The organism is Prosthecobacter sp., from assembly GCF_014879935.1.
Taxonomy (GTDB): domain Bacteria; phylum Verrucomicrobiota; class Verrucomicrobiia; order Verrucomicrobiales; family Verrucomicrobiaceae; genus Prosthecobacter.
The window spans coordinates 75,186-97,408 of sequence record NZ_JACSRD010000198.1 but is presented as its reverse complement, the minus strand read 5'-3'; the positions used below and the strand labels follow the sequence as shown (position 1 = coordinate 97,408).

20 protein-coding genes are annotated in these 22,223 nt (G+C 60.7%); 9 read left to right on the top strand and 11 right to left on the bottom strand.

Annotated features, from left to right (window positions below):
• Positions 1-21: 21 nt before the first annotated feature.
• Positions 22-1,518: a sulfatase gene (locus tag IAE77_RS22000; protein ID WP_294231404.1), complete on the bottom strand. Its 1,497-nt coding sequence runs from the start codon at positions 1,516-1,518 to the stop codon at positions 22-24.
• A 114-nt stretch (positions 1,519-1,632) separates the two neighbouring features.
• Here IAE77_RS22000 and aspS point away from each other — a divergent pair, with 114 nt between their 5' ends.
• Positions 1,633-3,468, top strand: coding sequence for an aspartate--tRNA ligase (gene aspS, locus IAE77_RS21995; RefSeq protein ID WP_294231402.1), 1,836 nt, complete (start codon positions 1,633-1,635; stop codon positions 3,466-3,468).
• Between the two features lie 55 nt (positions 3,469-3,523).
• Here the strand turns inward: aspS and IAE77_RS21990 are convergent, their stop codons facing one another.
• The 4 genes from IAE77_RS21990 to IAE77_RS21975 form a co-directional block, all read right to left on the bottom strand.
• Positions 3,524-4,171: a transposase gene (locus IAE77_RS21990; RefSeq protein ID WP_294231401.1), complete on the bottom strand. Its 648-nt coding sequence runs from the start codon at positions 4,169-4,171 to the stop codon at positions 3,524-3,526.
• Between the two features lie 71 nt (positions 4,172-4,242).
• Positions 4,243-4,938: a sigma-70 family RNA polymerase sigma factor gene (locus tag IAE77_RS21985; RefSeq protein WP_294231398.1), complete on the bottom strand. Its 696-nt coding sequence runs from the start codon at positions 4,936-4,938 to the stop codon at positions 4,243-4,245.
• Complete coding sequence (locus tag IAE77_RS21980) at positions 4,935-8,024, bottom strand: protein kinase (RefSeq protein WP_294231397.1); 3,090 nt, start codon at positions 8,022-8,024, stop codon at positions 4,935-4,937. Before IAE77_RS21980 ends, IAE77_RS21985 begins: the two co-directional genes overlap by 4 nt.
• Entirely contained in the window at positions 8,017-8,292 is a 276-nt protein-coding gene (locus IAE77_RS21975; RefSeq protein WP_294231395.1) for a hypothetical protein, read from the bottom strand. The genes IAE77_RS21980 and IAE77_RS21975 overlap by 8 nt, the downstream gene beginning before the upstream one ends.
• A 216-nt stretch (positions 8,293-8,508) precedes the next feature.
• Here IAE77_RS21975 and IAE77_RS21970 point away from each other — a divergent pair, with 216 nt between their 5' ends.
• Positions 8,509-9,618, top strand: a complete 1,110-nt coding sequence (locus tag IAE77_RS21970; protein WP_294231393.1) for an aldose epimerase family protein — start codon at positions 8,509-8,511, stop codon at positions 9,616-9,618.
• Positions 9,615-10,445, top strand: a complete 831-nt coding sequence (locus IAE77_RS21965; RefSeq protein ID WP_294231391.1) for a protein phosphatase 2C domain-containing protein — start codon at positions 9,615-9,617, stop codon at positions 10,443-10,445. The genes IAE77_RS21970 and IAE77_RS21965 overlap by 4 nt, the downstream gene beginning before the upstream one ends.
• Before the next feature lie 175 nt (positions 10,446-10,620).
• Here IAE77_RS21965 and IAE77_RS21960 read toward each other — a convergent pair whose 3' ends face one another.
• From IAE77_RS21960 to IAE77_RS21940, 5 genes are all read right to left on the bottom strand, one after another.
• Positions 10,621-11,658, bottom strand: coding sequence for a methionine synthase (locus IAE77_RS21960; RefSeq protein WP_294231389.1), 1,038 nt, complete (start codon positions 11,656-11,658; stop codon positions 10,621-10,623).
• 75 nt (positions 11,659-11,733) lie between these two features.
• Positions 11,734-12,555 carry a hypothetical protein gene (locus IAE77_RS21955; protein ID WP_294231385.1) on the bottom strand — a complete coding sequence of 274 codons (822 nt, stop codon included), beginning with the start codon at positions 12,553-12,555 and terminating at the stop codon, positions 11,734-11,736.
• Positions 12,556-12,567: 12 nt separating this feature from the next.
• Positions 12,568-13,347, bottom strand: coding sequence for an SIS domain-containing protein (locus IAE77_RS21950; RefSeq protein ID WP_294231383.1), 780 nt, complete (start codon positions 13,345-13,347; stop codon positions 12,568-12,570).
• A gap of 86 nt (positions 13,348-13,433) precedes the next feature.
• Positions 13,434-14,345: an ROK family protein gene (locus tag IAE77_RS21945; RefSeq protein WP_294231381.1), complete on the bottom strand. Its 912-nt coding sequence runs from the start codon at positions 14,343-14,345 to the stop codon at positions 13,434-13,436.
• Between the two features lie 98 nt (positions 14,346-14,443).
• A complete protein-coding gene (locus IAE77_RS21940; RefSeq protein WP_294231379.1) occupies positions 14,444-15,226 on the bottom strand; it encodes an SDR family oxidoreductase in 783 nt (260 codons plus the stop codon).
• 46 nt (positions 15,227-15,272) lie between these two features.
• On the opposite strand from IAE77_RS21940, the gene IAE77_RS21935 reads away from it, so the two are divergent.
• Complete coding sequence (locus IAE77_RS21935) at positions 15,273-16,172, top strand: TIM barrel protein (RefSeq protein ID WP_294231377.1); 900 nt, start codon at positions 15,273-15,275, stop codon at positions 16,170-16,172.
• Positions 16,173-16,176: 4 nt separating this feature from the next.
• On the opposite strand, the gene IAE77_RS21930 is transcribed toward IAE77_RS21935, so the two are convergent.
• Positions 16,177-16,950: a hypothetical protein gene (locus IAE77_RS21930; RefSeq protein ID WP_294231375.1), complete on the bottom strand. Its 774-nt coding sequence runs from the start codon at positions 16,948-16,950 to the stop codon at positions 16,177-16,179.
• A gap of 136 nt (positions 16,951-17,086) precedes the next feature.
• Between IAE77_RS21930 and IAE77_RS21925 the strand changes: the two genes are divergently transcribed.
• The 5 genes from IAE77_RS21925 (at position 17,087) to IAE77_RS21905 (ending at position 22,194) form a co-directional block, all read left to right on the top strand.
• Positions 17,087-18,166, top strand: coding sequence for an alanine--glyoxylate aminotransferase family protein (locus IAE77_RS21925; protein ID WP_294231373.1), 1,080 nt, complete (start codon positions 17,087-17,089; stop codon positions 18,164-18,166).
• A 72-nt stretch (positions 18,167-18,238) separates the two neighbouring features.
• A complete protein-coding gene (locus IAE77_RS21920) occupies positions 18,239-19,501 on the top strand; it encodes an efflux RND transporter periplasmic adaptor subunit (RefSeq protein ID WP_294231371.1) in 1,263 nt (420 codons plus the stop codon).
• A 200-nt stretch (positions 19,502-19,701) separates the two neighbouring features.
• Entirely contained in the window at positions 19,702-19,989 is a 288-nt protein-coding gene (locus IAE77_RS21915) for a hypothetical protein (RefSeq protein WP_294231369.1), read from the top strand.
• 22 nt (positions 19,990-20,011) lie between these two features.
• Positions 20,012-20,713, top strand: a complete 702-nt coding sequence (locus IAE77_RS21910; RefSeq protein WP_294231367.1) for a hypothetical protein — start codon at positions 20,012-20,014, stop codon at positions 20,711-20,713.
• A 14-nt stretch (positions 20,714-20,727) separates the two neighbouring features.
• Complete coding sequence (locus IAE77_RS21905) at positions 20,728-22,194, top strand: ammonium transporter (protein WP_294231364.1); 1,467 nt, start codon at positions 20,728-20,730, stop codon at positions 22,192-22,194.
• Positions 22,195-22,223 lie beyond the last annotated feature (29 nt).

The window sequence follows — 22,223 nt, the reverse complement described above, 5'->3', positions numbered from 1 at the left end:
CCCTCACGCGACCGCTTCGGGTCACTGCTTTTTCCCGGGCCTTTTCGCCTTGGCTTTGCCGTCCGGCCGCTTGGCCTCGCGGCCGTCGGGTTTGGCAGGGTCGAACGCCGCGTTCCTGCCCGGCATCACGGCACCCACGTCCTTCAGCCAGGCTTGCAGCTCGGCGTGCAAGGTTTTCACGCGTCCCGGCTCCTTTGCAGCGAGATCATTCTTCTCGCCGATGTCATCGCGCAGGTTGTAAAGCTCCGGCGCGTCCGGCTTTTCATACCAAAGCACGAGCTTCCAGTCGCCACGACGAATCGCCGCACCTGGAGCTCCGCCTTGATTGCCGTAATGGGGATAGTGCCAGCACAACGCACGCTCCGGGAGATCGCCTTTGCCTTCGAGCACCGGGCGCAGGCTCATGCCATCGATCTTCGCAGACGTTTTGCCACCGGCCACATCCATCAACGTCGCGAAGTAGTCCGGCCCGCACACCGGCGTCTCGATCGTCTGGCCGGATTTCAACACCGCCGGCCAGCGCATGACCAGCGGTTCGCGGATGCCGCCTTCGTAGAGCCAGCCTTTGCCACCCCGCAGCGGCAGATTCGATGTGGGCCAGCCCTCGCTCGTGCTCAGACCGCCATTGTCGGAGGTGAAGATGACCAGCGTGTTTTTGTCGAGGCCGAGTTCGTCCAGTTTGGCCAGCACCTTGCCCACGGCGAGATCCATCGCCTCCACCATGCCAGCATAGACGGCATGCTCCTGAACGAGACGGACATCACGCGGCTCCTCACGACCCCACTTGGCCTCCAGGCCGAGTTTCTGCCGTTTCGCCTCATACTTCGCCTGCAAATCAGAGCGCGACTGCAACGGCGTGTGCACCGAATAGAACGAGAAGAAGGCGAAAAACGGCTTCGCCTTGTTCGCGTCGATGAATTGGCATGCCTCGGTCGCCAGACGATCCGGCAGATGCTCACCCTGCGGGCCATCGGGCAGGCGCGGATTGCCATACGGCACGAAGTATTTCCCCGGACCATACGGACCGCCGCGGTCAATGCCGCCCTTGTTGATGTCGTAGCCCTGATTCTCCGGGAACCAGCCTTCGGGCCCGAGGTGCCATTTGCCCGCGAAGAAGGTCGCATAGCCCGCGTCCTTCATCATCTCACCCAACGTCACTTCCTCATGCGCGAGCCGATCCGAATACGGCGCGGGCAGCAGGATCGTGTTCCGCTTCCAGCCTTCAGGTTTCAAAGGCGAGCCAATGTAGTCCGTGACGCCCGTGCGCTGCGGCCAGCGGCCCGTCTGCACCGCCGCGCGCGATGGCGAGCACACCGGACAAGCCGCGTAGCCGTTCGTGAACAACGCGCCCTCCTTCGCCAGGCGGTCCACATTCGGCGTCTCATAAAAAGTGCTGCCGTAGCAGCCCAGATCGCGCTGGCCGAGGTCATCGACGAGGAAAAACACCACATTCGGCTTCTCCGCGGCACTCACCGCGACCGACAGGCAACCCAGGAACAAAAGTGACTTCCAAAACATGGCCAGAGGGAACGAACTGCCTGCTGCCGACCTTGCCCCGAAGCCTCGTTTTGCACCCGCCTTCCCCCTTGCGCCCAGGCCGAAAATGCCGACTCTACGCGCCCTTTTTCCGCCATGATCCCAAACGCCTACCGCACCCTCCACTGCAACGCCGTCCGCAAAGAGCACATCGGCCAGAACGTCACGCTCTGTGGCTGGGTGAATTCGGCCCGCGACCATGGCGGCGTCATCTTCATCGACCTGCGCGACCGCGAGGGCCTCACGCAGGTCGTCTTCCGCCCGGAGGAAAACGCCGAACTCGCCGCGATGAGCCACACGCTGCGTGACGAGGACGTTTTGCAGATCACCGGCAAGGTCGCCGCGCGTCTCACCGGCACCGAAAACGCCAAACTCGGCACCGGCGATGTCGAAATCGTCGCCACCGAGTGCAAAGTGCTTAACAAGGCCGATGTGCTGCCCTTCCAGCTCGATCGCGAGCTCTCGAACGAGGACATGCGGATGAAATACCGCTACCTCGACCTGCGCCGCGAGCGCATGAACAAGAACATCCGCACGCGCCACAAGATCACCAACGCCGCCCGCAATCATCTCGACGCCGCCGGCTTCATCGAAGTCGAAACGCCGATCCTCAGCAATCCGACACCGGAAGGCGCCCGCGACTTCCTCGTGCCCGCCCGCTTGAACCCCGGCAAGTTCTACGCGCTGCCGCAGGCCCCGCAGCAATACAAGCAGCTCATGATGGTGGCCGGTTTGGAGCGCTACTTCCAAATTGCACGCTGCTTCCGCGATGAAGACCTTCGCGCCGACCGCCAGCCGGAGTTCACGCAGATCGATATCGAGGCTAGCTTCATCCAGCGTGATGACATCGTGAACCTCGTCGAAGGCCTGCTCGTCAGCATGTTCAAAGCGGGCACCGGACGCGACATCCCGTCGCCCTTTCCGCGCATGACGTATCAAGAAGCCATGGACCGCTACGGCTCCGACAAGCCGGACACGCGCTACGGCAACGAGATCGTCGATATGGCCGATGTCTTCGCGAACAGCGGCTTCAAAATCTTCCGCAGCACCATCGAGAATGGCGGTGTCGTCCGCGCCATCAACGCGAAGGGCTTCGCGGGCATCACCACCGGCCAGATGATCCGTCTCAACGAGATCGCCACGCAGGCCGGCATGAAGGTGAAGCAGCTCGCCTTCATCAAGGTGGAGCGCGATGCGAACGGCGTGCTCGAATACAAATCTCCGCTTTGGAAGTTCTTCAGCGAGGACGAGCAGAAGGCGCTCATCGCCAAGCTCGGCGTCGAGGAAAACGACATCGTCTTCTTCTACGCCGGCACCTGGCAGGAGGCCTGTGACATCCTCGGCCGCGTGCGTGTCGAGATCGCCAACATGACCGAACTCACCAAAGGCAGCACCGCGCTGAACTTCCTGTGGGTCGTCGATTTCCCGCTGCTTGCCCACGATGCCGAATCGCAGAGCTGGGTGGCCGTGCATCATCCCTTCACGCGTCCGAAAACGGAAGACATCCCGCTCATGGAAGCCGGTGAATACGCCAAAGTCCGCGCTGAAGCCTACGACGTCGTCTTGAACGGCTATGAACTCGGCGGCGGATCCATCCGAATCCACGAAAAGGATCTGCAAGCGAAGCTCTTCAGCGTCCTCGGCGTGAATGAAGAAGAACAAGCTCACAAATTCGGCCACATCCTCGACGCCTTCCGCTTCGGCGCACCTCCGCACGGTGGTCTGGCGCTCGGTCTCGACCGCATCGCCATGCTCGTCAGCGGCGAGGACAGCATCCGTGAAGTCATCGCCTTCCCGAAGAACAACAAGGGCAGCGACCTGATGACTGACAGCCCGACGCAGATCGACTTCAAGACGCTCCGCGAGATCTACATCCAGAGCACCTGGAAGGAAAAAAGTAGTCCGGTTGCGCCGCAACCGGAAGCAAAGTAGCTCATTTTGCGCCACAACTGAGTCTTACCGAACTGCCAGTTGCAGCGCAACTGGCCTACTTTGTCCACACTCGATACTCATCGGCCTTCAAGCGAGCCTTCACAGGATTGTTCACGACATACTCCCTGAACCTCCTCAAGCTCGCCTCGCTGCGCACGACGTGATCAAAGATCTCCCATTGCCAGAACTGCCCTTCGCGATTCAGCACTGCGTTGATGCGTCCTGCCGTATAGCGCTTCCAATTCCGGCACAACCGTTTCATCTCACCGCGTCCGGCAACACCCGCCAGCACATGTACATGGTTCGGCATGACCACAAATGCCTCCATGGAATACTTGATGCCATCTTGATGCAGCATGTTCTCAGCGACGATCTCGCTCAACTCCGGCCTCCGCAGCACGCAATCGCCATGACATTCGTCCAGCATTGAATGCCACTTCGTGGTGACAAGACGATAAAACTCCTGATGCTCCGCTTCTGGCAGACACTCCAGCTCCCGCTGCCAGTCTTCCAGCGCTGAATCGATTCCATGAGACCACAACCATGCCTCACGCCCGGCTTGCCACTTCTCGAGCGCATCAGCCGGAATCGAATCCGCCGTCCGCCAGGTGATGAAGTAAAACGCATTCATCTGCTCCCAATGCGGCAGATGCCCGTGTGTGACCTCTGTCTTCGCCGATGGATCGAAAAATCGAAACTCCATGCGCGAGCGTAAAGCAAGCCAGTTGCGCCGCAACCGGGAACCCCGAACCAGTTTGTTGCGGCGCAACAGACCTACTTTCGCAAGGCGCTCATCAACGCATCGAGTTCCTCGCGAACGCTGCCGGCTTCGCTGACCGTTTGCCCGATCTCGGCCTTCACGCTGTCGCGGAAGCGCTTCCGCAGCCGGTGGATGGCCACTTTGACCGCCTCGATGCTCATGCCGAGTTTTTCGGCTGCGGTGGCCTGCGGCGTCGAATCCGAGTCTGTGGTCAACCACGGCTTCAAGGCCTCAAAATGCGCATCTTTGCCCTCGGCGGTCATTTCAGCCTCCAAACGGCTCAAACTTCTGGCCAGCACCGTCAGCGCCCACTGCCGGTCAAAGGCCCAATCCGGCGATTCAGCGGCCAAATCGGCCATTTCATGCTCTGCGTCGATCTCAGCATGCTCCACACCTCCACCACGCTTTTCCGCACGCTTCTTGTCCCGCTGATCGGCCGCAAAGTGCTTCAAGGCCCCGAGCAAGTAGCTGCGAAATTTCCCGCGCTCCGGCCTCGCGCCATCCATCGCGCCACCGGCGAGCAGTTTGGCAAAAAAATCATGCGCCAGCTCCCGCGCCGCATCGTCCTCGCGACCGCTCCGCCTCAAAAACGCCACCACCGGCGCATAGTAGGCCTCACACAACTCGTTCAGCGCCGCCGCAGCCTGCGTGTCACTGCCACGCGAGCGTGACACGAGCGTCCAGCGGGTGTCGTGGAAGGAGGAAGTCATGGAAGCGGTGGAATCACCACCTGGGGAAACGTGATGGTGGCCACTCGGCGGCTGCGAATGCGGAAAGACTCCACCTCACGCAGCAGCACCGGGAAGGAGACACTCTCAACGATGTTTTTGCCAGGATGACCGGAGCGCGACCAGCCGGAGGAGCCGATCTGGCTACCATCTTTCAATCTGACAGCCGCATCATACATCCAGTCGTCTTGCCCCTTCGACCACGAAACGAATGCACGATGGTTTGAATCATCGCCGAAGGCCGCGAGCAGGCAGCCGTCGCCAAACGACATGGAGCCGTTGTAGTCGGAGGGCAGCACGCTGCCCTTCCGCCACAGGCCGATGCTATAACGCAGCGTGATCTGCACCGAAGAAGGGAGTTTGCCGGCCCGCCCCGGGCTGATGACGCAACTGGACAGCGCGGGGTAGGGACGTGTCGAGACCCATCCTGGAGTCGCTGTGCTGGTGTCTCGATCATTCAGCGGTTGGCCGTCTGGGCCGGCCACATCGATACGCAACTGGCTGTGGCGATCAAAGTCAGGATGCTCAAACCAGAGCTCAAGCCAGCAATCCTCCGCGTTCTGCGACTCCACGCCATTACCGACCGATGCGCGGATCAGACGCTTGGACTCCTCATCGTCCAGCGGCTTGCCATCGGCTGAATACACCGGCCATTGCCAGTCGGTGCCGTTGCGTTTGATGCGTGTGAATCGAAGAACAGGAGCCTTGTCCAAAGCTTTGGAGGTGCCTTCCGTCACCGTCTGTCGCGGCACGGACATTGAGCTGCCTGTGTCCTTGATCACATCCGGTGAAAAGTGCGAAAACAGCATCTTCCCCACGATCTTGTCCCACGGCATGAAGAACTCCTCTGCCACGCCGCCGCGTTTCAGCAGCAGGCCTTTGTCTTCGCGTGCCACGACACGGGCGATCCAGATTTGGCCGCTCTCGTGCTGAAAAAGGATCAGATCGCCGCCGGTGAAGCCGGTGTCGAGATGCGACGCGATCCAGTGGCTGTTTTTGATGACGCCGGGCTCGCTGCCGTTTGGACACCGGTAGGCTGCGGCGATGAAGGACTTGATGAACATGGCAATCACCACGGCACTGACGGCCTGGCCGCTCCACGACATCAGCCGGCTTTTCTTCCGCGCTGGTGCATTGACGGGATGCTGATGCATCCACCACAGCGTTGCCACTATCGACGCTGCGACCGCCACCAGCGTGAGCGTGATTGATGCCCACGCATACGCATCCTGATGCCGTGGCAGTTGATAAAAGCCTGCGATGCCCGCGCCGATGACCAGCAGCGACCAGATGAAGAGGTGCTTGCCGAAAACGGCATTCACCTCATACCAGCGCTGATCGGAGGCAAAGGTGGACGGCAGGCGCACGCCGTAAAAGGAGTTCATCGGCACGAGGCGCAGCCACAGGGGCAGCGCGATCAGGAAAAGCAGCAGGCCGCTGCACGAGATAGTGGTCGGAATCAATAGCTGGCTGACGCCCGCAGCGCCGCCGCCAAAACATTGGAAGCACACCCATGTAAAAACCAGACTGGCAGTCATCAAAGCCGGCAGCAGCCAGAAGACACTTGGCGCATCCTTGTTGGGCGGGTTTTCACCCGCTTCGATGGCGGCCTGCGTGTGCGCCCAGCGGGCGACGATCCAATAAAGTGCCAGCGATACCGGCCATGTCATCTGAGTCACCACGGTGAAGATACCCCAATGCGAAAGAATGGACGCGATCTCACTTATGGGCCGTGGCATCGCCTGGAGGCTCTTGATTTCATGCACAGCGTTCACCACGCCACCAAAGCCCTGATAGGCCAACACCTGCCCGCCGAAGGCCCAGATGCCGATGGCGAGTCCGCCAGCTGAAAAGGTACCTACAGCGAGTCCACCCAGGGCAAACAGCAACCCGAGAGCGCCGCCGCCAAAGGCCATGAGGCCGACCGCACCACCTCCGATGGCGAAAATACCACACGCAAAACCGCCGAAAGCCACGATGCCGCGTGCGATGCCGCCAAAGGCAAAAACGCCGTAGGCCCGATCTCCAAAAGCAAAGAAGCCGCGCGCCTCACGCGCCTTGCCTGTCGCTGGATGGCGTCCATGCACGATGTGAAGCACCGGCAGCCCACAGAGCTTGCGCTTCGACTTGTACTCAAAGGGTTCGCCGGGATTCCATCTTCGGCTTGGTCTAGAGACTCCAGCACCCTCGACCTGCGTTTTGAACTCGCCCACGCTCTGCTGACGGCGTGTGCGTTCCTTCTCCAGCGCTCGAAACACAATCTCGTCGATGTTTCCGCCGACGCTGGACAGCTCCGACGGCGCGGCGAAGCGGCCGAGAGGCAGCTCGCCCGTGAGCATCTCGTAAAAGACGACGCCGAGGCTGTAGATGTCCGCACGATGATCGACGCTGCTCGGTTGCTCGATCTGCTCTGGAGCCATGTAGGGTGCGGTGCCGAGCTTGGCGCCGCTTTGCGTGAGCAGCGTGTCGCCGCCTTTTTCATCGAGGATCTTCGCGATGCCGAAGTCGGCGATCTTCACGCGACCACTGGTGTCGAGCAGGATGTTCTCCGGTTTGATGTCGCGATGCAAAACGCCCTGCGTGTGCGCGAATTGAAGTGCGTCGCAGATGGCCGGGATGATGCGCAGTGCTTGTTCCGGCGTGAAACGGCCCGCCCGCATGGCCTGGCGGAGGTTCACGCCATCGACGAACTCCATGATGAGATATGCGAAGCCACCGCTCTCGCCGAAATCATGCACCGCGACGATGCTCGGATGGCTGAGACGGGCGAGCACGCGGCCTTCGCGATTGAATCGCTCCGCGAAGCCCGGCGTGGCCGCGAGGGACTTCGGCAGCACTTTGAGAGCGACGATGCGGTCGAGCTTCGGCTGGCGTGCCTTGAAGACGGCGCTCATGCCGCCGTGGCCGATGAGGGAGAGGATCTCCAGATCGGGAAACGCGGCGGCGATTTCTTCCAGCGAAGGCAGATCCGCCCGCTGAAGCGGAAGTGTGTCCGCGTCGCCATCGGTCGGCATCGCGGCGGCGGCCATGAGACCGGCGGGATCGAGACCGTGGAAGGGATCACTCATGGGTGGGGGCGGCAGGTTTGGAGTCCGTGGTCTTTTCCAGCTTCACCGCCAGCCGGGCAAGGTAGTTTTGCAGCAGCAGCCCAAAGCAGCCGAGGAGCACGATGTAAATGCCAAGTAGCATGTCTCGCTGCATCACCTGGGCCGATTCAGCCCGAGCGCCGGCAAGCATATAGCGGGTGGAGCTGACGAAGACGAGCACGGCGGCCAGAATCCAACTGTAGAAGTTGAAGGCGTTGTCGCCAAAGAGTTTGGTTTTCCAGTGTTTCATGAGTTTCAGGGTGAGTTTTGCTCGCAAGAGCGAGTGTTGACCAGTGGTTGAGGAGCGTGGCGGCGGAGGTTACAGAAAAAGTTGTCTTGTTCCTGCGGAACAGGATTTCACCCCGCCTCGTCCGCAGGAAGTGGGCAACTTCGGCAGCCCGCTTTCCCCCCTTGCGAAGCTCCGGCTCCCCGGCCAGAATCAGCCTTGCACCACCCCCGACCAGCCATGCGCTTTTCCGCGCTCCCAGCCCTTCTTTTCTCCTTCATGTCGATCACCGGTTTGTCCTCTGCCGCCAGCGCTTCTGTGGAATCCGCCGTGTGGGGAAAAACCGCCTCCGGCGAGGAAGTGCGGCTCTTTACGCTGCGCAATGCCAGTGGCATGGAGGCGAAGATCACGAACTGGGGCGGCTACATCGTCTCCCTGAAGGTGGCGGACAAAAAGGGCCAGCTCGCCGATGTGGTGCTCGGATTTGACTCTCTGGATGGTTATCTCGCCAAGAACCCGTTTTTCGGCTGCATCACCGGTCGTTACGCCAACCGCATTGGCGGGGCGAAGTTCACCATCGACGGTGTGGAGCATAAAGTGACCGCCAATTCCGGCAAGAACCACATCCACGGCGGCAAGATCGGCTTCGACAAGAAGCTGTGGAGTGCGAAGGAGGTCACGGATGGCGTGGAACTCACCTACACGAGCGCCGATGGCGAGGAAGGCTTTCCCGGGGAGCTGAAATGCACGGTCACCTACACGCTCACGAAGGACAATGGCCTGCAGATCGACTACCGGGCCACCACCAGCAAGCCAACGGTCGTGAACCTGACCAACCACGCGTATTTCAATCTCGCTGGCGAAGGCAGTGGCGACATCCTGGGTCACGAACTGACGATTCCATCTGAGAAGATCACAGCAACAGATGATGATCTCATCACCACGGGCGAGATCGTCAGCATCAAAGGCACGCCGCTCGATTTCGCCACGCCCCATAAGATCGGCGAACGCATCAGTGCGGACTTCCGCCCGCTGATCCAGGGCATTGGTTACGACCACAACTACGTTCTTGCCGGCAGCGGCATGAAGCTGGCCGCCACGGCCAAAGATCCCGCCAGCGGGCGTGCAATGATGGTGCGCACCACAGAGCCCGGTGTGCAGCTTTACACCGGAAACCATCTCAAGGAGGTGAACGGCAAGAGCGGGCATGTTTACAAAGCCCGTCACGGTTTCTGCCTGGAAACCCAGCATTATCCCGACAGCCCGAACAAGCCCAGCTTCCCCAGCGTGATTCTGCGCCCGGGCGATACTTTTCAAAGCACCACGATTTACCAGTTTTCAGCCGAGTGAGCGCCACCACCGTATTAACCGACCGAGTTCCCCTGTTTGAAACCCAGCCGCCTGCGTTCGTGCAGGAGCAGGACTTTGCCGCGCGGCAGTATCGCGGCCGTCGTGACAATCAGGAGGACTATTACGCCTTCGCCGATGCCGCTGAACCCGAGGAGCGCAGCCTGGAGCGTCTTCTGCTCGTCGTGGGCGATGGCCTCGGAGCCCATGCCGGTGGCAGCGTGGCCAGCTACATCGGCGTGAATGCCTTTGTGCGTGCCTATCACGAGCAGGACGGCCCGCCGAGCTGGAAGCTCAAGCATGCAGTCGAGACCGCGAATGAAACCCTCGGCATCATCACCAGCCGCATGCCAGCCGTGGCGCCGCCGATGGGCACCACGATGCTCGGCGTCCTCGTGACGCCGCAGACCATGCAGTGGATCAGCGTGGGTGATTCTCCGTTGTTTCTCTTCCGCGAAGGCGAGTTGAAGCGCATCAACGCCGACCACAGCCTTTCTCCGCTCATCGACGCCCGTGCTGAACGCGGAGAGATCACCGCCGAAGAAGCCGCGAATCATCCCGACCGTCACACGCTTCAGGCCGCGCTGCTGGGCCATCCGCTGGCCATGATCGACGCGCCACCGGAGCCGATGGCGCTGAAGAAAGGCGACATCGTCATCGCCGCCAGCGACGGCATCTTCACCCTCACACACAAGGCGCTGGAAGAGCTGCTCAGCTTCGGCAAGCACACGACGGCGGACAAAATCGCCGACGCCATCATCTTCGCCATCCGCCGCATCAACAACGACCGACAGGACAACACGACGGTCGGTGTGGTGAAGATCGCGTGAGATTCGTGCCTGTCTGAACCGCGTTAACCATGACATTCACGTGAGTCGCGGCAGCGTCCTGGAGTGCGCCAGCCCTCTGGCGCTTTAGAGCGTCCCAGGGCATGCGAAAAGCTCCAGGGGCTGGAGCACTCCAAAACGACAAGCGCTCTTGAATGCCATCCGGTTATTTTGCGGCCTACAGACCGAGTTCCTTCTTCACTATCTCCACACCTGCACACATGCTGGCCAGTTTCTTCTTCGCCGCCCAGCGTGCGGTCTGACTGAGTCCGCAATCCGGTGCAAAGACGAGTTTGTCGGCTGGCGCATGTTTCAAACACGCACGCACGGCATCGGCGATCTGCTCCGGCGTCTCGATGTGGTAGCTCTTCACATCAATGATGCCGACGGCGACGTCGTAGCGTTCGGACATCGGCCTGATGACATCCAGCTCGGCGTATTCGCGGTTCGCCATCTCGACGTGGACTTCGTCGCAGTGCAGATCGAGGAAGGCGGGGAAAAGCGGCGCGTATTTGCGCCAGCCGACAGGATGGCCTTTGAAATTGCCAAAGCACAGGTGCGTGCAGATGCGGGCCTTGCCGTAACCGCTGGCGACGGTGCGGTTGAAGATGTCCACGAAGCGTTTCGTGTCCTCGCGGTAGCCGTAGCAGCTCATGCTGGGTTCATCGACGCAGATTTCCTCCGCACCTGCGGCAACGAGGTCGGCGATCTCCTTGTTCACGATGGGCAGAAGCGCCTCGGTGATCGCGTAGCGGTCTTTGTATTGCGCATTTGGCGAAAGACGACCGCTGAGTGTGTAGGGGCCGGGGACGGAGACTTTGAGACGTTTGCCCGTGTGGGCCGCGAGACGCTTCAAACGCTGAAATTCCTCCACCGCGCCGAGTCCACGCGGCGCACGCAGTTCGCCGACGATCTCGTGTTTGCCACGCTGATCGTGTGCGGGCGGCCCAAAGCGTCGCGGACTGACCGGTTCAAGCGCGATGCCTTCGATGAAGCCGTAGAACGACAAGTTGAAATCAAAACGCGTCTGTTCGCCATCCGTGACGACATCCAGCCCGGAGGCGATTTGATCCTGAATCGCCACCTGCGCCGCATCGTCCTGCATTTCAGCGATGTCAGCCGTCCCGAAGCTACCGAGGTGCTGCGCGGAAAATTCAAGCCAGCCCGGAAAAGGATAACTGCCGATGACAGAGGTGCGAAGCGGTTGGGATTTCATGGTGTGCGCATGAAACGCCATGCATTGAGGCTTTGCGAGAAGCGAGCCGCAAAGAACAACCGCTCGGGCGGTAAGTTACAGAAAGTCGCTGGGTATTCGCGACAGTTCACGACTGTCTGGGTGGCAAAAACCAGCAGCCAACAACGACTTTTGAAACGATACAACTCGGGCTACAAAATCTTTGTCCGCTATGGCTCGGTTGTTCGCTGAGAGATGCATATGGGTGTAAAAACCTCTGTGATTGTGGAACGCCTCAATCAGCAACGGTCTGGCGGGATCAAGGGCCGAATACGATTCTTCGTTGCGATAAACAACTGGATCGGACAAGACCTCGGAGGCGAGCGCCTCTATCTCAGCAAGCGGAAAGCAGGTGTTATGCGCGCAACTGAATCCCGAAGTATTCCCCAGTCGAATCCTCGTCTCTTCTCCATTCGGCAACTTCACAGATTCAGGCTCCCCTAAGGCGGCAAATGTTGTCCAGGAACGCCCCTTTGGCTGTTCTGGATACTGCTCAACCAGCCAATCGATAAAATTATCGCTCCCAAGATTGCAGGGGGTGACGCGCTGAGGCCCGAAGCGCCACCAGACGTAGAATTGCCGCGAAACCGTCGAAAGGTAATAACGATGCCCATCGCCATCACCCGCAACCTCGAACAGGCTGGCGAGATCTTCGTATTGTCGAAGGTTATCAATACCCCATTCGCTTTCGAGATCAGGTGTCATCCAATCCAAGGATGAGAGGCGGTCTTCCATAGTGTGTTTGGGAGGACGGAGTCCCACATCGCCAATCGAAAGGTCTTCCGTCACCCAAGAATCTCCCTTCAGAAGGGGATGAACGCCCATGAACGACTCAAGGGGCAATCCGAGATGGCTCATGCAATAGTAGTGAAGGCGCATGGCATGGTTAATTCATACCCCCAGCTTCGCATAATACCTCGCAATGCGTCGCGCGTGCTCATCATAAGCGGCTTCAAACAGCTCGGTGGCCTTCGCGGCTCCGACAACGGCTCCAGCGGTCAGCACCTTCGGTGGTTGGCCGGCTTTGGTGAGACGATCTGCCACCTCGGCTTTGATGGCGTTCACGAGAAGGCAGCCGCCGACGGTGCTTCCGGGGGCCACGGGTGTGTCGAGGCCTTCGATTTTCACCATGGCGTCACCGACGGGGGCGCCGGTGTCGAGGACAATGTCGGAGAAGTCCTGGAGCTTCTTTCCGTCGCGGTGGCGGCTGGTGCTGGCTACGCTGTGGGTGGTGCTGATGATGGCGGCCACCTTGACGCCGCGTTTCTGAAACTCCTCGGCCATCTCGACGGGGACAACGTTGCAGCCGCTGCTGGAGATGACGAGCGCGCTGTCGCCGGGCTGGAGGTCGAAGTTGCGCAGGATGCGGTTGGCGAGACCGCTGACGTTTTCGAGGAACATGGCCTGGCGCTGGCCGTTCGCGCCGACGACGAGGTTGTGGAAGGTCAGTGAGAGCTCGACGATGGGATTGAAGCCCGGAAAGGAGCCGTATCGCGGCCACATTTCCTCAACGAGGATGCGACTGTGCCCGGAGCCGAAGACGTGGACCATTTGGCCGGCGAGGATGGTCTTCGCGAAGAGGTCGGCGGTCTGCTGGATGAGGGGGAGTTGGTCACGGACGCGGTTTAGGAGGCGTTCAGAGGCTTCGAGGTATTGGAGTGCTGGAGTCATGGAGAAATGAGATTTTTGAACCGCTGATAAGACGCTAACAGGACGCTGATATGGGATTCTGATATTAGCGTTAAATCAGCGTCCAATTAGCGGTTAAGTAGATTGAAAACAGAACCGAGGCACCCGGCGCTGTCACCTAGCTCCGCAGGCACGATGCGGGCTTGGCTGCCACCGGGACGCCATTCGAAGGTGTCGAGAGCTTGTTGGAGCGGCTTGAAAAGAAGTTCCTTCGCACCAGTGGCGATGCCGCCGCCGAGGATGATGAGTTCGGGATCGAGGACGTTGATGAGCGAGGCGATGGCGGCGGCGAGATGGCGGACGGAGGTGAGCCAGACTTTTTTGGCATGTTCATCGCCCGCGGCATAGGCATCGAGCAGCGCATGCGTGGTGGCGTAGCGACCTCCGCCGCGTTGGGCGATGGTTTGATTGCCGATGGCGTCTTCAAGGCTGCCGGGCGTGTTGAAGTCGTCGCGCGGGGCGTTCGAGTCGATGCTGATGTGGCCGAGATGACCGGCGCGACCGATCTTGCCGCTGAGGAGGCGTCCGCCACTGTAAATCGCACCACCGACGCCGGTGCCGAGAGTGAGCATGAAGGTATCCTGGCAGTTCTTCGCGGCTCCGGCCCAGACTTCGCCGAGGAGGGCGGCGTGGGCGTCGTTGAGCACGCGGCAGTCGCGTTCGAGGAAGGCGGACCAATTGAACTTTTCGAGTCCGTGCATGCGTCCAGGCATCCAGTCGATGCATTGGCCGTTCGGATTCGCCAAACCGGGTGCGGAGAGGCCGACGGCGAGCTTTCGGCCTGCCTGCGCTTCGAATTCACTCACGATCTCGCGCACGGTGAGGGCGAAACGTGGCGTATCGCCGTCGAATTCGCCATCACGCGTGGGTTTCGAGAGCGTGGCGAGCGTTTTCGCGGACTGCGTGCCCACGAGCGCGGCTTTGATGTTCGTGCCGCCGAGGTCGATGCCGATGGCCAAGTTCAACGTTTCAGGTTTCAAGTTTCAGGTTGGATGTGGAGAATTGGAAACCGCTAATGTGACGCTGACATGACGCTAATATCCGATCCATCAGCGTCAAATGAGCGTCTTATCAGCGGTTAAGAAGCATGGATCTGACCTTCGCTGACGCTCCATCCGCCATCGACGGCGAGGACCTGGCCGGTGATGAATTTGGAATCGGGGCTGAGCAGCATGAGTGCGGCGGCATCGCAGTCGTCGGGATGCCCGATTCGGCCGCCGTCGAGGGGTTGCTTGGTTTTGATGAAGGTCATGATGTCGTCATTCGTCGCGGCGCGTTTAGACATCGGTGTCTCGACGAGTGCAGGAGCGATGACGTTCACGCGGATGTTTTGCGGGGCGTAGTAAGCGGCGATGGATTTGCTGAAGCCAATGATGCCCGCTTTTGCCGCCGCGTAGGCGTGGGAGGCGAAAAACTTCGGCGAGGGCGAGTAACCGAGCACGCTGGCCATGTTCAGGATGACGCCGCCGGTGCCTTGCTGGATGAATTGACGGATCGCGGCGCGATTCGAGAGCACGACGGACTTCAAATTGAGGTCGAGGGTGTAGTCGAGGCCTTCATCGGTGAGTTCGTGGAGCGGGCCGTCGCCTTTCGAGCGTCCGCTGCCGCCCGCGACGTGGTAGAGCACGTCGAGCCGGTCAAACATCGCCACGGCACGCTCGGCAGCCTCCGGCGTGGCGGCATCGGCGGCGAAGCCGCGGGCCTGCGGGCCGAGTTCGGCCAGCGCGGCATCGACTTTGGCCTGCGTGCGGCTAGTGACGACGATGTTCGCGCCGGCGGCGACGAGTTTTTTCGCGGCGGAAAGGCCTAGACCCGTCGTGCCGCCCATGATGACGATGTTCTGACCGGAAATGGAATGCATGATGAGTGAAGGAGTCGAGCGCACGGTGGCGTTCAAGCTGCCTCTCATGAACACACGTCGCGCTTTTCTTGGCAACCTCTCCGCTTTGGCTTTTACCGCTCCGTTGTTGGCGGAAACGCCGAAAGTGAAAAACAAGATCTGCTTCTTCACGAAGCATCTCATCGGCCTGAGCTATGACGACATCGCCAGTCTGGGCGCGGAGATGGGCGTGAATGGCATCGAGGCGCCGATTCGTCCGAAGGCAGGGCACATCACGCCGGAGCAAGTGGTGGATGAGCTGCCGAAATTTGTCGAAGCGCTGAAAAAGCAAAACCTCGAGATGATGATCATGACCTCCGGCATCAACGAGGTGAGCGCGGAGCAGCGCACGGAGGAGGTGCTGAGCACGGCGGCGAAGCTGGGCGTGAAGCGCTTCCGCATGAACTACTTCAAATACGACCTGAAGCAGCCGATCTGGGAGCAGCTCCAGGCCATACGGCCGAAGATCAAAGACCTCGTGGCCCTGTGCAAAGAGATCGGCATCCAGCCGATGTTTCAGAATCACAGCGGGCAGGATTACTTTGGCGCGCCGGTGTGGGACATCTTCTCCATCATGCGGGAGTATCCGGCGGCGGAGTTCAGCTTCGCCTTCGACATCCTGCACGCCACCTGCGAGGGCGGGAAGTCCTGGCCGCTGGAGTTCAACCTCGTCAAAGACCACATCGGCGCGGCTTATTTCAAAGACTACAAGTGGGAGGGGCGCAAGCTCGTCACCGTGCCGCTCGGCGAAGGCCAGGTGGACCCGGCGTACGGCAAGATGCTCATGAAGACCGGCTACAGCGGCCCGATCTCGCTGCATGTCGAGTATCTCGGAGGCGATCCGAAGGACGCGGCGGTGCTCAAGGGATTCCGCGAGGCGCATCTGCGGGATATGAAGACGCTGAAGGAGTGGCTTGGGTGGGCGTGAAGCCTTACTTCTCCTTCGTGGCATCAAAGCGCCATGGGCCTTCGCTATGCTTTCTCGCAATTGGGTCTTTGGGAATCGTCGCCAGGCCAGACATCCCCCAAGTGCTGCTGTACTCGAAGGATTTGAGACGCTGCCCGCCGTGAAATGGCGCTTCAAAATGAAACTGGACGTAGCCGATAAACGGCAGGTGCTTTGAGAAAAAATCAGGCTGCTTTTCCAGAATCCATTTCACCATCGCCTCTTCATCGCTAGCCCAAGCCACATCGAGTTTTCGATACTCGTCATAGAAGGCGTCATACGTTCTCCTCTCGATCTCAGGAATCCACAAACTGACACGAAATTGAGTTCCTTTGTCGCCCTCTTTCGGCGCGGCGACAATTTCAAGTGCCTGCCAGGTGGACCAATGTTTCTTGTCGGGGCTGTAACGAACGAAAAGCTGTCCACGCCATGGTTTTCCCTTCTGGCCATCGCCATACTCATAGGGTTGCGGTGGTGGGGAAATGATGGCTCTGAGAGTGAGCTGCCTCAGTGGTCGCCAGGCGAGACCGACAGCAATCGGCGTCGTGGTAAATGAGCCATCAACCAATGAGGTCGGAGCACCGCTCCTCCCGAGACCTTGAGTCGTAAGATCGAGCTTCTCTGCTGGCTCAAAGGTGAATCTTGGGTCCTCTTTGGAGGATTTCGTGAAGTCGATGATTTTGGAATCCCCGCCCTGAATACTTCCATAGGCGCACCCGAGAACGTAGGCGGCACCAAGACAAATTGTGAAGAGTCTCATCCTCTGGTTCTATGAAATGGGCCAACACGCGTCAAGTCACACAATTCAACGCGGTTTTGAGCCCCGAATCAGGGTTTTCTCGCTCTTGCGCGGGTGCCTGAGCGCCCTACACTCGGCGCTCCCTTCCCCCCAAAGCATGAGCACCCACGTCAAACTTTACATCCCTGGACCCGTTGAAGTCAGCCCTGACACCTACGCTGCGATGGCGCAGCCGATGATCGGGCATCGCGGCAAGGGATTCCAGGACCTGTATGCCGAGATCCAGCCGATGCTGCAGACGCTGTTTGGCACGAAGCAGCAGGTGTTTCTGAGCACGTCCTCGGCCTGGGGCGTGATGGAGGGCTCGATCCGCAATCTGGTGAAGAAAAAGGTGCTGAACTGCTGCAACGGGGCCTTCTCCGACAAGTGGCTGGACGTTTCCAAGCGCTGCGGCAAGGAAGCCGAGGCCTATCAGGTCGAATGGGGCCAGCCGATCCTGGCGGCGGAGATCGACAAGCGTCTCGCCACGGGCGGGTTCGACGCGGTGACCTTCATCCACAACGAAACCTCCACCGGCGTGCTCAGCCCCATCGCGGAGATCGCGGCGCTGAAGAAGAAGTATCCCGAGGTGATGTTCATCACGGATTCGGTGTCCGGTTTCACGACGGTGCCGGTGAACTTCGACGAACTCGGCCTGGACGTGCTGCTCACGGGCAGCCAGAAGGCCTTCGCGCTGCCTCCGGGCCTCGCGCTCTTCACCGCCAGCGAGGCCGCCATGGCGCGTGCGGCGACGATCAATGACCGCGGCTACTACTTCGACTTCCTGGAGTTCAAGGCGAACGGCGAGAAGAGCATGACGCCGAGCACGCCGTGCATTTCGCTGATCTACGGCCTGCGTCATCAGCTCAACAAGATCTTCGCCGAGGGCGTGGACAACCGCTACGCGCGTCACGCCAAGCTCAACGGCATGGTTCACGAATGGGTGCGCCGCAACGGCTTCGAGTTCTTCGCGCCGGAAGGTTATCGCTCCAAGTCGCTGACCTGCGTCGCCAACAACAAGGGCATCGACGTGGCGGCCTTCATCGCCCTGCTGAAGAAGAACCACAGCATGATCATCGACGGCGGTTACGGGAAGCTGAAGGGCAAGACCTTCCGCGTCTCGAACATGGGCGACGAGACCGAGGCGAGCATCAGCACGGTCATCGCCGCGCTGGACGACAGCCTCGCGAAGCTGTGATTCACGCGGTTTCGCGGACTAATTCGTGCGCGGGTTGAATCCAGGCGCATTTTCAGGCGTTCTACCTTTCGCATGGTTAAAATCATCCGCGCACTTCTCCCTCTGATCATCCTGGCTGTCTGCGGCTGGTATGGTTGGTGGCTGCTGACGCACAGGCCGGAGATGCCGACGATGGAGACGCGCTCCGTGCTGGTGACGGTGGAGGGCATCACGCTGAAGAAGACGAGTTACCCTGTGCGGGTGGCCTCCCAGGGAGCGGTGCAGCCGCGCACGCGCAGCACACTGCTTCCCGAGGTGGCGGGAATGATCGTGGAGGTCAGCCCGTCGTTCAGGCCAGGCGGTTTCTTCGAGAAGGGGGAGGTTTTGGTGAAACTGGACCCCGTGGATTACGAAACGGCCGTGACCGTGGCGAAAGCCTCGGTGGCGCTGGCGAAGGTGACGGTGGCGGAGGAGGAGGCGAAGGCCGAGCAGTCCCTGGAAAACTGGAAAACACTGGGACGCCAGGGAGCGCCGAGCGAACTGGTCACCCGCAGCCCTCAGGTAGCCCGTGCGAAGGCGGATCTGGCAGCTGCTGAGGCCCGGGTGGTCAAAGCCGAGCGCGATGTGCAGCGCACGGTCATCCGCGCCCCTTACGCCGGCCAGGTGCTGGAGCAGGCGGCCGATGTGGGCCAGTATGTGACGCCCGGCAGCACCTTGGGGCGCATTTTCGCGACGGACTTCGTCGAAATCCGGCTGCCACTGCCAGAACGGGAAAGCCAGCATCTCCAGTTGCCAGAGCACTACCGTGATGCGCAACAGCCCACGGTCGCCGCCAAGGTCCGCCTGCGCACGACGGCCGCAGGAAAGCCAGTGGTCTGGGAGGGCCGCCTGGTGCGTGTCGAGAGCGCCCTGGATGCCGAGACGCGTCAAACCACGGCCGTCGCGCAAATCGACAATCCCTTCTCCAAGCGGGCCGATGGCGCCCCACCGCTGAAAATCGGCCAGTTCGTCGAAGCAGAGATTGAGGGCGAGCCGCTGGATGATGTGTTCATCATTCCTCGCGCCGCCGTGAGAGCCGGTGACGAGATCATCCTCATCACCGCGCAAAACACGCTCAAGCGCATGAATGTGGAGCCTGTCTTCGGCACGGAAAAACAAATTGTCGTCTCCGCAAAGTCCGCCAAGGCCCCAAAGGAAGGCGACGTGCTGTGCCTGACGCCGATCCCCTTCCCTGCGGACGGTGCGCGGGTGAATCCGGTGATCGACGGCGTGCCAGCGAGTGAAAAGGTCGCCAACCGCAAGAAGCCGGAGAACAAGGCAGCCATGCTCACGCCCGAGGCAAAGCCGATTCCGTGACGGGCGGCCTGCGCAACTGACGACGTCTTCCAAGGTGCGGTACAAGCCTCCTTTGCGGCAGACTCTTACAGAACGCTGACAGCAGGATCAGCAAGCTGGCACGTGTAATGCTTTCCGGGATCACCCGGATGGAACCAACACGCATCATTCCGATTTCCAGCAGCCGGCATGCCGGCCTGCAACCCGCCAACATCGTCCCCATGGAACCCGATCCTGGTCTCATCAAGATGGAGTCCCACCAGGGACGCGAAACGCTCACGGGCGGCGACGCGGAGTCTGCCCAGCGTTTTGCGGGCGAGGTCAAATACGTCGGCTACTTCACCGACAAACTGGCCGAGACGCTCGGCATGCGCCGGCTGGAACTGGCGATCGTCGAGGATCGTGACGGACAGACCTCCATCAGCGCCACCCAGCCGGGGAGGTGGCACGGTTCGGTGAGCAGTCATCGCCGTTCCATCAAGCAGGTGCGCGAAGCCCTGGCACGCTGATCCCGCCCTCTCCCGTCATTTCATGAGCTTGAGTCCCGTGATCACCGCCGCAGCCGCGTTGCAACGTCTCGATGGCGTCGCAGGCGTGATGCTTTTCAAAGGTCGCAACACCATCCACCGCCAGATGCCCTTCTCCGAGACGCGGGCGGACAATCTGCGCGAGATCATCGTGCAGATGCTCGACGGTTACCGCCAGGTGCGCCGGAACATCCGGCAGATCTACATGGAGTTCGATGGCGGCGGACTGCTGATCGTGGCCCACGGAGAGGCGGTGATGCTCTTCTTCCTGACCGCGAGGGCCGATCCCGATCTCGCCGCGAGTGCTGCCTCTGTGATGTTGAATGACCACGCCGGCCCTCTGGCTGCCGCGTCGTCTGAATTGCAGCCCGCCGCTCCATCCTCGGCCGATGGCATCGAGGAACTGGTCGTCACCAGCCCGCGAGCACTGGCCCAGATCACGGAAAAAGCCGAGACCACGGTGAATCAATGGGGCGCTGTCCGTCAGTGCGTGGAAAGCGTCCTGGGCAAGGTCATGGGACGTGCGCAGGCCATCAATCTGATCCAGCGCACCATCACCGAGGCGCAGATTCCCGACCCCTATCGCCTCAATGCCGCCGCCGTGCGCAAACTGGCGGTCAGCGTCATCGAACACGTGCCGAACACCTCGAAACGCCGCCAGCTCCTCGTCGAACTCGATGCGGCGATCGAACACCTGAACATTTGAAGACCTCCCGCCTCATGAAGCATCTCCCACTCAGCCTGCTGGCCGCTTTTGCCCTGCTCTCACCACTGTCAGCCCAGGAAAAGAGCGACCGGATCGAAGCCAGGCTCGACACCATCATTCAGAAGCTCGACGCCAGCCAGGGCACACTTAATGAAGTGGCGAAGGCGGTGAAAAGCGGTGCTCCTCAAACCGCCGCCGAACCTGCCCCGGCGGCACCGGCGAGCGCTGCGACGATGGCAGATGTGGACACTGTGCAGGTGAATCTGAACTCGCTTTGGATGGTCCTTGCCGGTGCGCTGGTTTTCATGATGCAGGCGGGTTTTGCCATGGTCGAGCTGGGGTTCGCCCGCGCGAAGAACAGCATCAACATCATCATGAAGAACTTCCTCGACTTCTGCATCAGCGCGATCGTCTTCATGTTCCTGGGATTCGGGCTGATGTTCGGCACCTCGGCCGGAGGCTGGATCGGTTCCGACGGCTTCTGGCTGTCCAATCATGGCGCGGACGACCAGTTGTGGGCCTTCTGGTTCTTCCAGGTCGTGTTTGCCGGCACCGCCTGCACCATCGTCTCCGGTGCCATGGCAGAACGCACGAAGTTCGTCGGCTACCTCGTCTATGCCGGCTTGCTGGCGGGACTGGTGTATCCGCTCGGCGGACATTGGGCCTGGGGGAGCTTCGGCGGAGCGTTTGGCGTCGGTGGTGAGAAGGGCTGGCTGGAAGCCATGGGCTTCGTCGATTTCGCGGGGTCCACGGTGGTGCACGGCTGCGGCGGAGCTTGTGCGCTGGCCGGCATCCTGGTCGTGGGGGCAAGACACGGGCGTTTTGCGAAGGACGGCACGCCTCGGTTGATCGCAGGGCACAATGTTCCGCTGGCCGCGCTGGGTGTTTTCATCCTGTGGTTTGGCTGGTTTGGTTTCAATGCCGGCTCCACGCTCATCGGCAATGGCACGATCGGCCGCATCGCCGTGAACACCACCATCGCACCGGCCGCAGGGGCGCTCGCGGCGATGATCTCGATGTGGTTCGTGCAAGGCCGGCCGGATGTGGGCATCACGCTCAATGGATCGCTCGGCGGTCTGGTCGGCATCACCGCCTGTTGCGCGAACATCTCCCCCGCCTCCGCCTTGGTGGTCGGTTTGATCGCGGGCATCGTCACCACGGTGGCCACCATCGCCTTGGAACGCCTGAGGATCGACGATGCGGTCGGTGCCGTGCCCGTTCATCTTGCAAACGGCTGGTGGGGCACCCTCAGCGTGGCCTTGTTCGATCAAGGCGGCTTTGACGTGCAGAAACTGGGCGTGCAGGCACTGGGCACATTTGCTGTCACGCTCACGTCGTTCATCATCTGCTTCGCGATCTTCAAGACGGTGCACCTGCTGGTCGGGCTGCGGGCTTCCGACACGGAACAGATTGATGGCCTGGACTTCTCCGAACACGCCGCGAACGCCTACCCCGACTTCCAGACCACCGAGCAGGCCTGAAAAATCGACGCGTGCGTCGGGCCATCTCC

Coding starts and splice junctions, on each gene's coding strand:
- IAE77_RS21975 (WP_294231395.1), bottom strand. CDS start 8,292: ATGAAACACTGGAAAACCAAACTCTTTGGCGACAACGCCTTCAACTTC.
- IAE77_RS22000 (WP_294231404.1), bottom strand. CDS start 1,518: ATGTTTTGGAAGTCACTTTTGTTCCTGGGTTGCCTGTCGGTCGCGGTG.
- IAE77_RS21985 (WP_294231398.1), bottom strand. CDS start 4,938: ATGACTTCCTCCTTCCACGACACCCGCTGGACGCTCGTGTCACGCTCG.
- IAE77_RS21950 (WP_294231383.1), bottom strand. CDS start 13,347: ATGACTCCAGCACTCCAATACCTCGAAGCCTCTGAACGCCTCCTAAAC.
- IAE77_RS21910 (WP_294231367.1), top strand. CDS start 20,012: ATGAGCTTGAGTCCCGTGATCACCGCCGCAGCCGCGTTGCAACGTCTC.
- IAE77_RS21980 (WP_294231397.1), bottom strand. CDS start 8,024: ATGAGTGATCCCTTCCACGGTCTCGATCCCGCCGGTCTCATGGCCGCC.
- IAE77_RS21930 (WP_294231375.1), bottom strand. CDS start 16,950: ATGAGACTCTTCACAATTTGTCTTGGTGCCGCCTACGTTCTCGGGTGC.
- IAE77_RS21925 (WP_294231373.1), top strand. CDS start 17,087: ATGAGCACCCACGTCAAACTTTACATCCCTGGACCCGTTGAAGTCAGC.
- IAE77_RS21970 (WP_294231393.1), top strand. CDS start 8,509: ATGCGCTTTTCCGCGCTCCCAGCCCTTCTTTTCTCCTTCATGTCGATC.
- IAE77_RS21935 (WP_294231377.1), top strand. CDS start 15,273: ATGAACACACGTCGCGCTTTTCTTGGCAACCTCTCCGCTTTGGCTTTT.
- IAE77_RS21920 (WP_294231371.1), top strand. CDS start 18,239: ATGGTTAAAATCATCCGCGCACTTCTCCCTCTGATCATCCTGGCTGTC.
- IAE77_RS21960 (WP_294231389.1), bottom strand. CDS start 11,658: ATGAAATCCCAACCGCTTCGCACCTCTGTCATCGGCAGTTATCCTTTT.
- IAE77_RS21955 (WP_294231385.1), bottom strand. CDS start 12,555: ATGCGCCTTCACTACTATTGCATGAGCCATCTCGGATTGCCCCTTGAG.
- IAE77_RS21990 (WP_294231401.1), bottom strand. CDS start 4,171: ATGGAGTTTCGATTTTTCGATCCATCGGCGAAGACAGAGGTCACACAC.
- aspS (WP_294231402.1), top strand. CDS start 1,633: ATGATCCCAAACGCCTACCGCACCCTCCACTGCAACGCCGTCCGCAAA.
- IAE77_RS21905 (WP_294231364.1), top strand. CDS start 20,728: ATGAAGCATCTCCCACTCAGCCTGCTGGCCGCTTTTGCCCTGCTCTCA.
- IAE77_RS21940 (WP_294231379.1), bottom strand. CDS start 15,226: ATGCATTCCATTTCCGGTCAGAACATCGTCATCATGGGCGGCACGACG.
- IAE77_RS21915 (WP_294231369.1), top strand. CDS start 19,702: ATGGAACCCGATCCTGGTCTCATCAAGATGGAGTCCCACCAGGGACGC.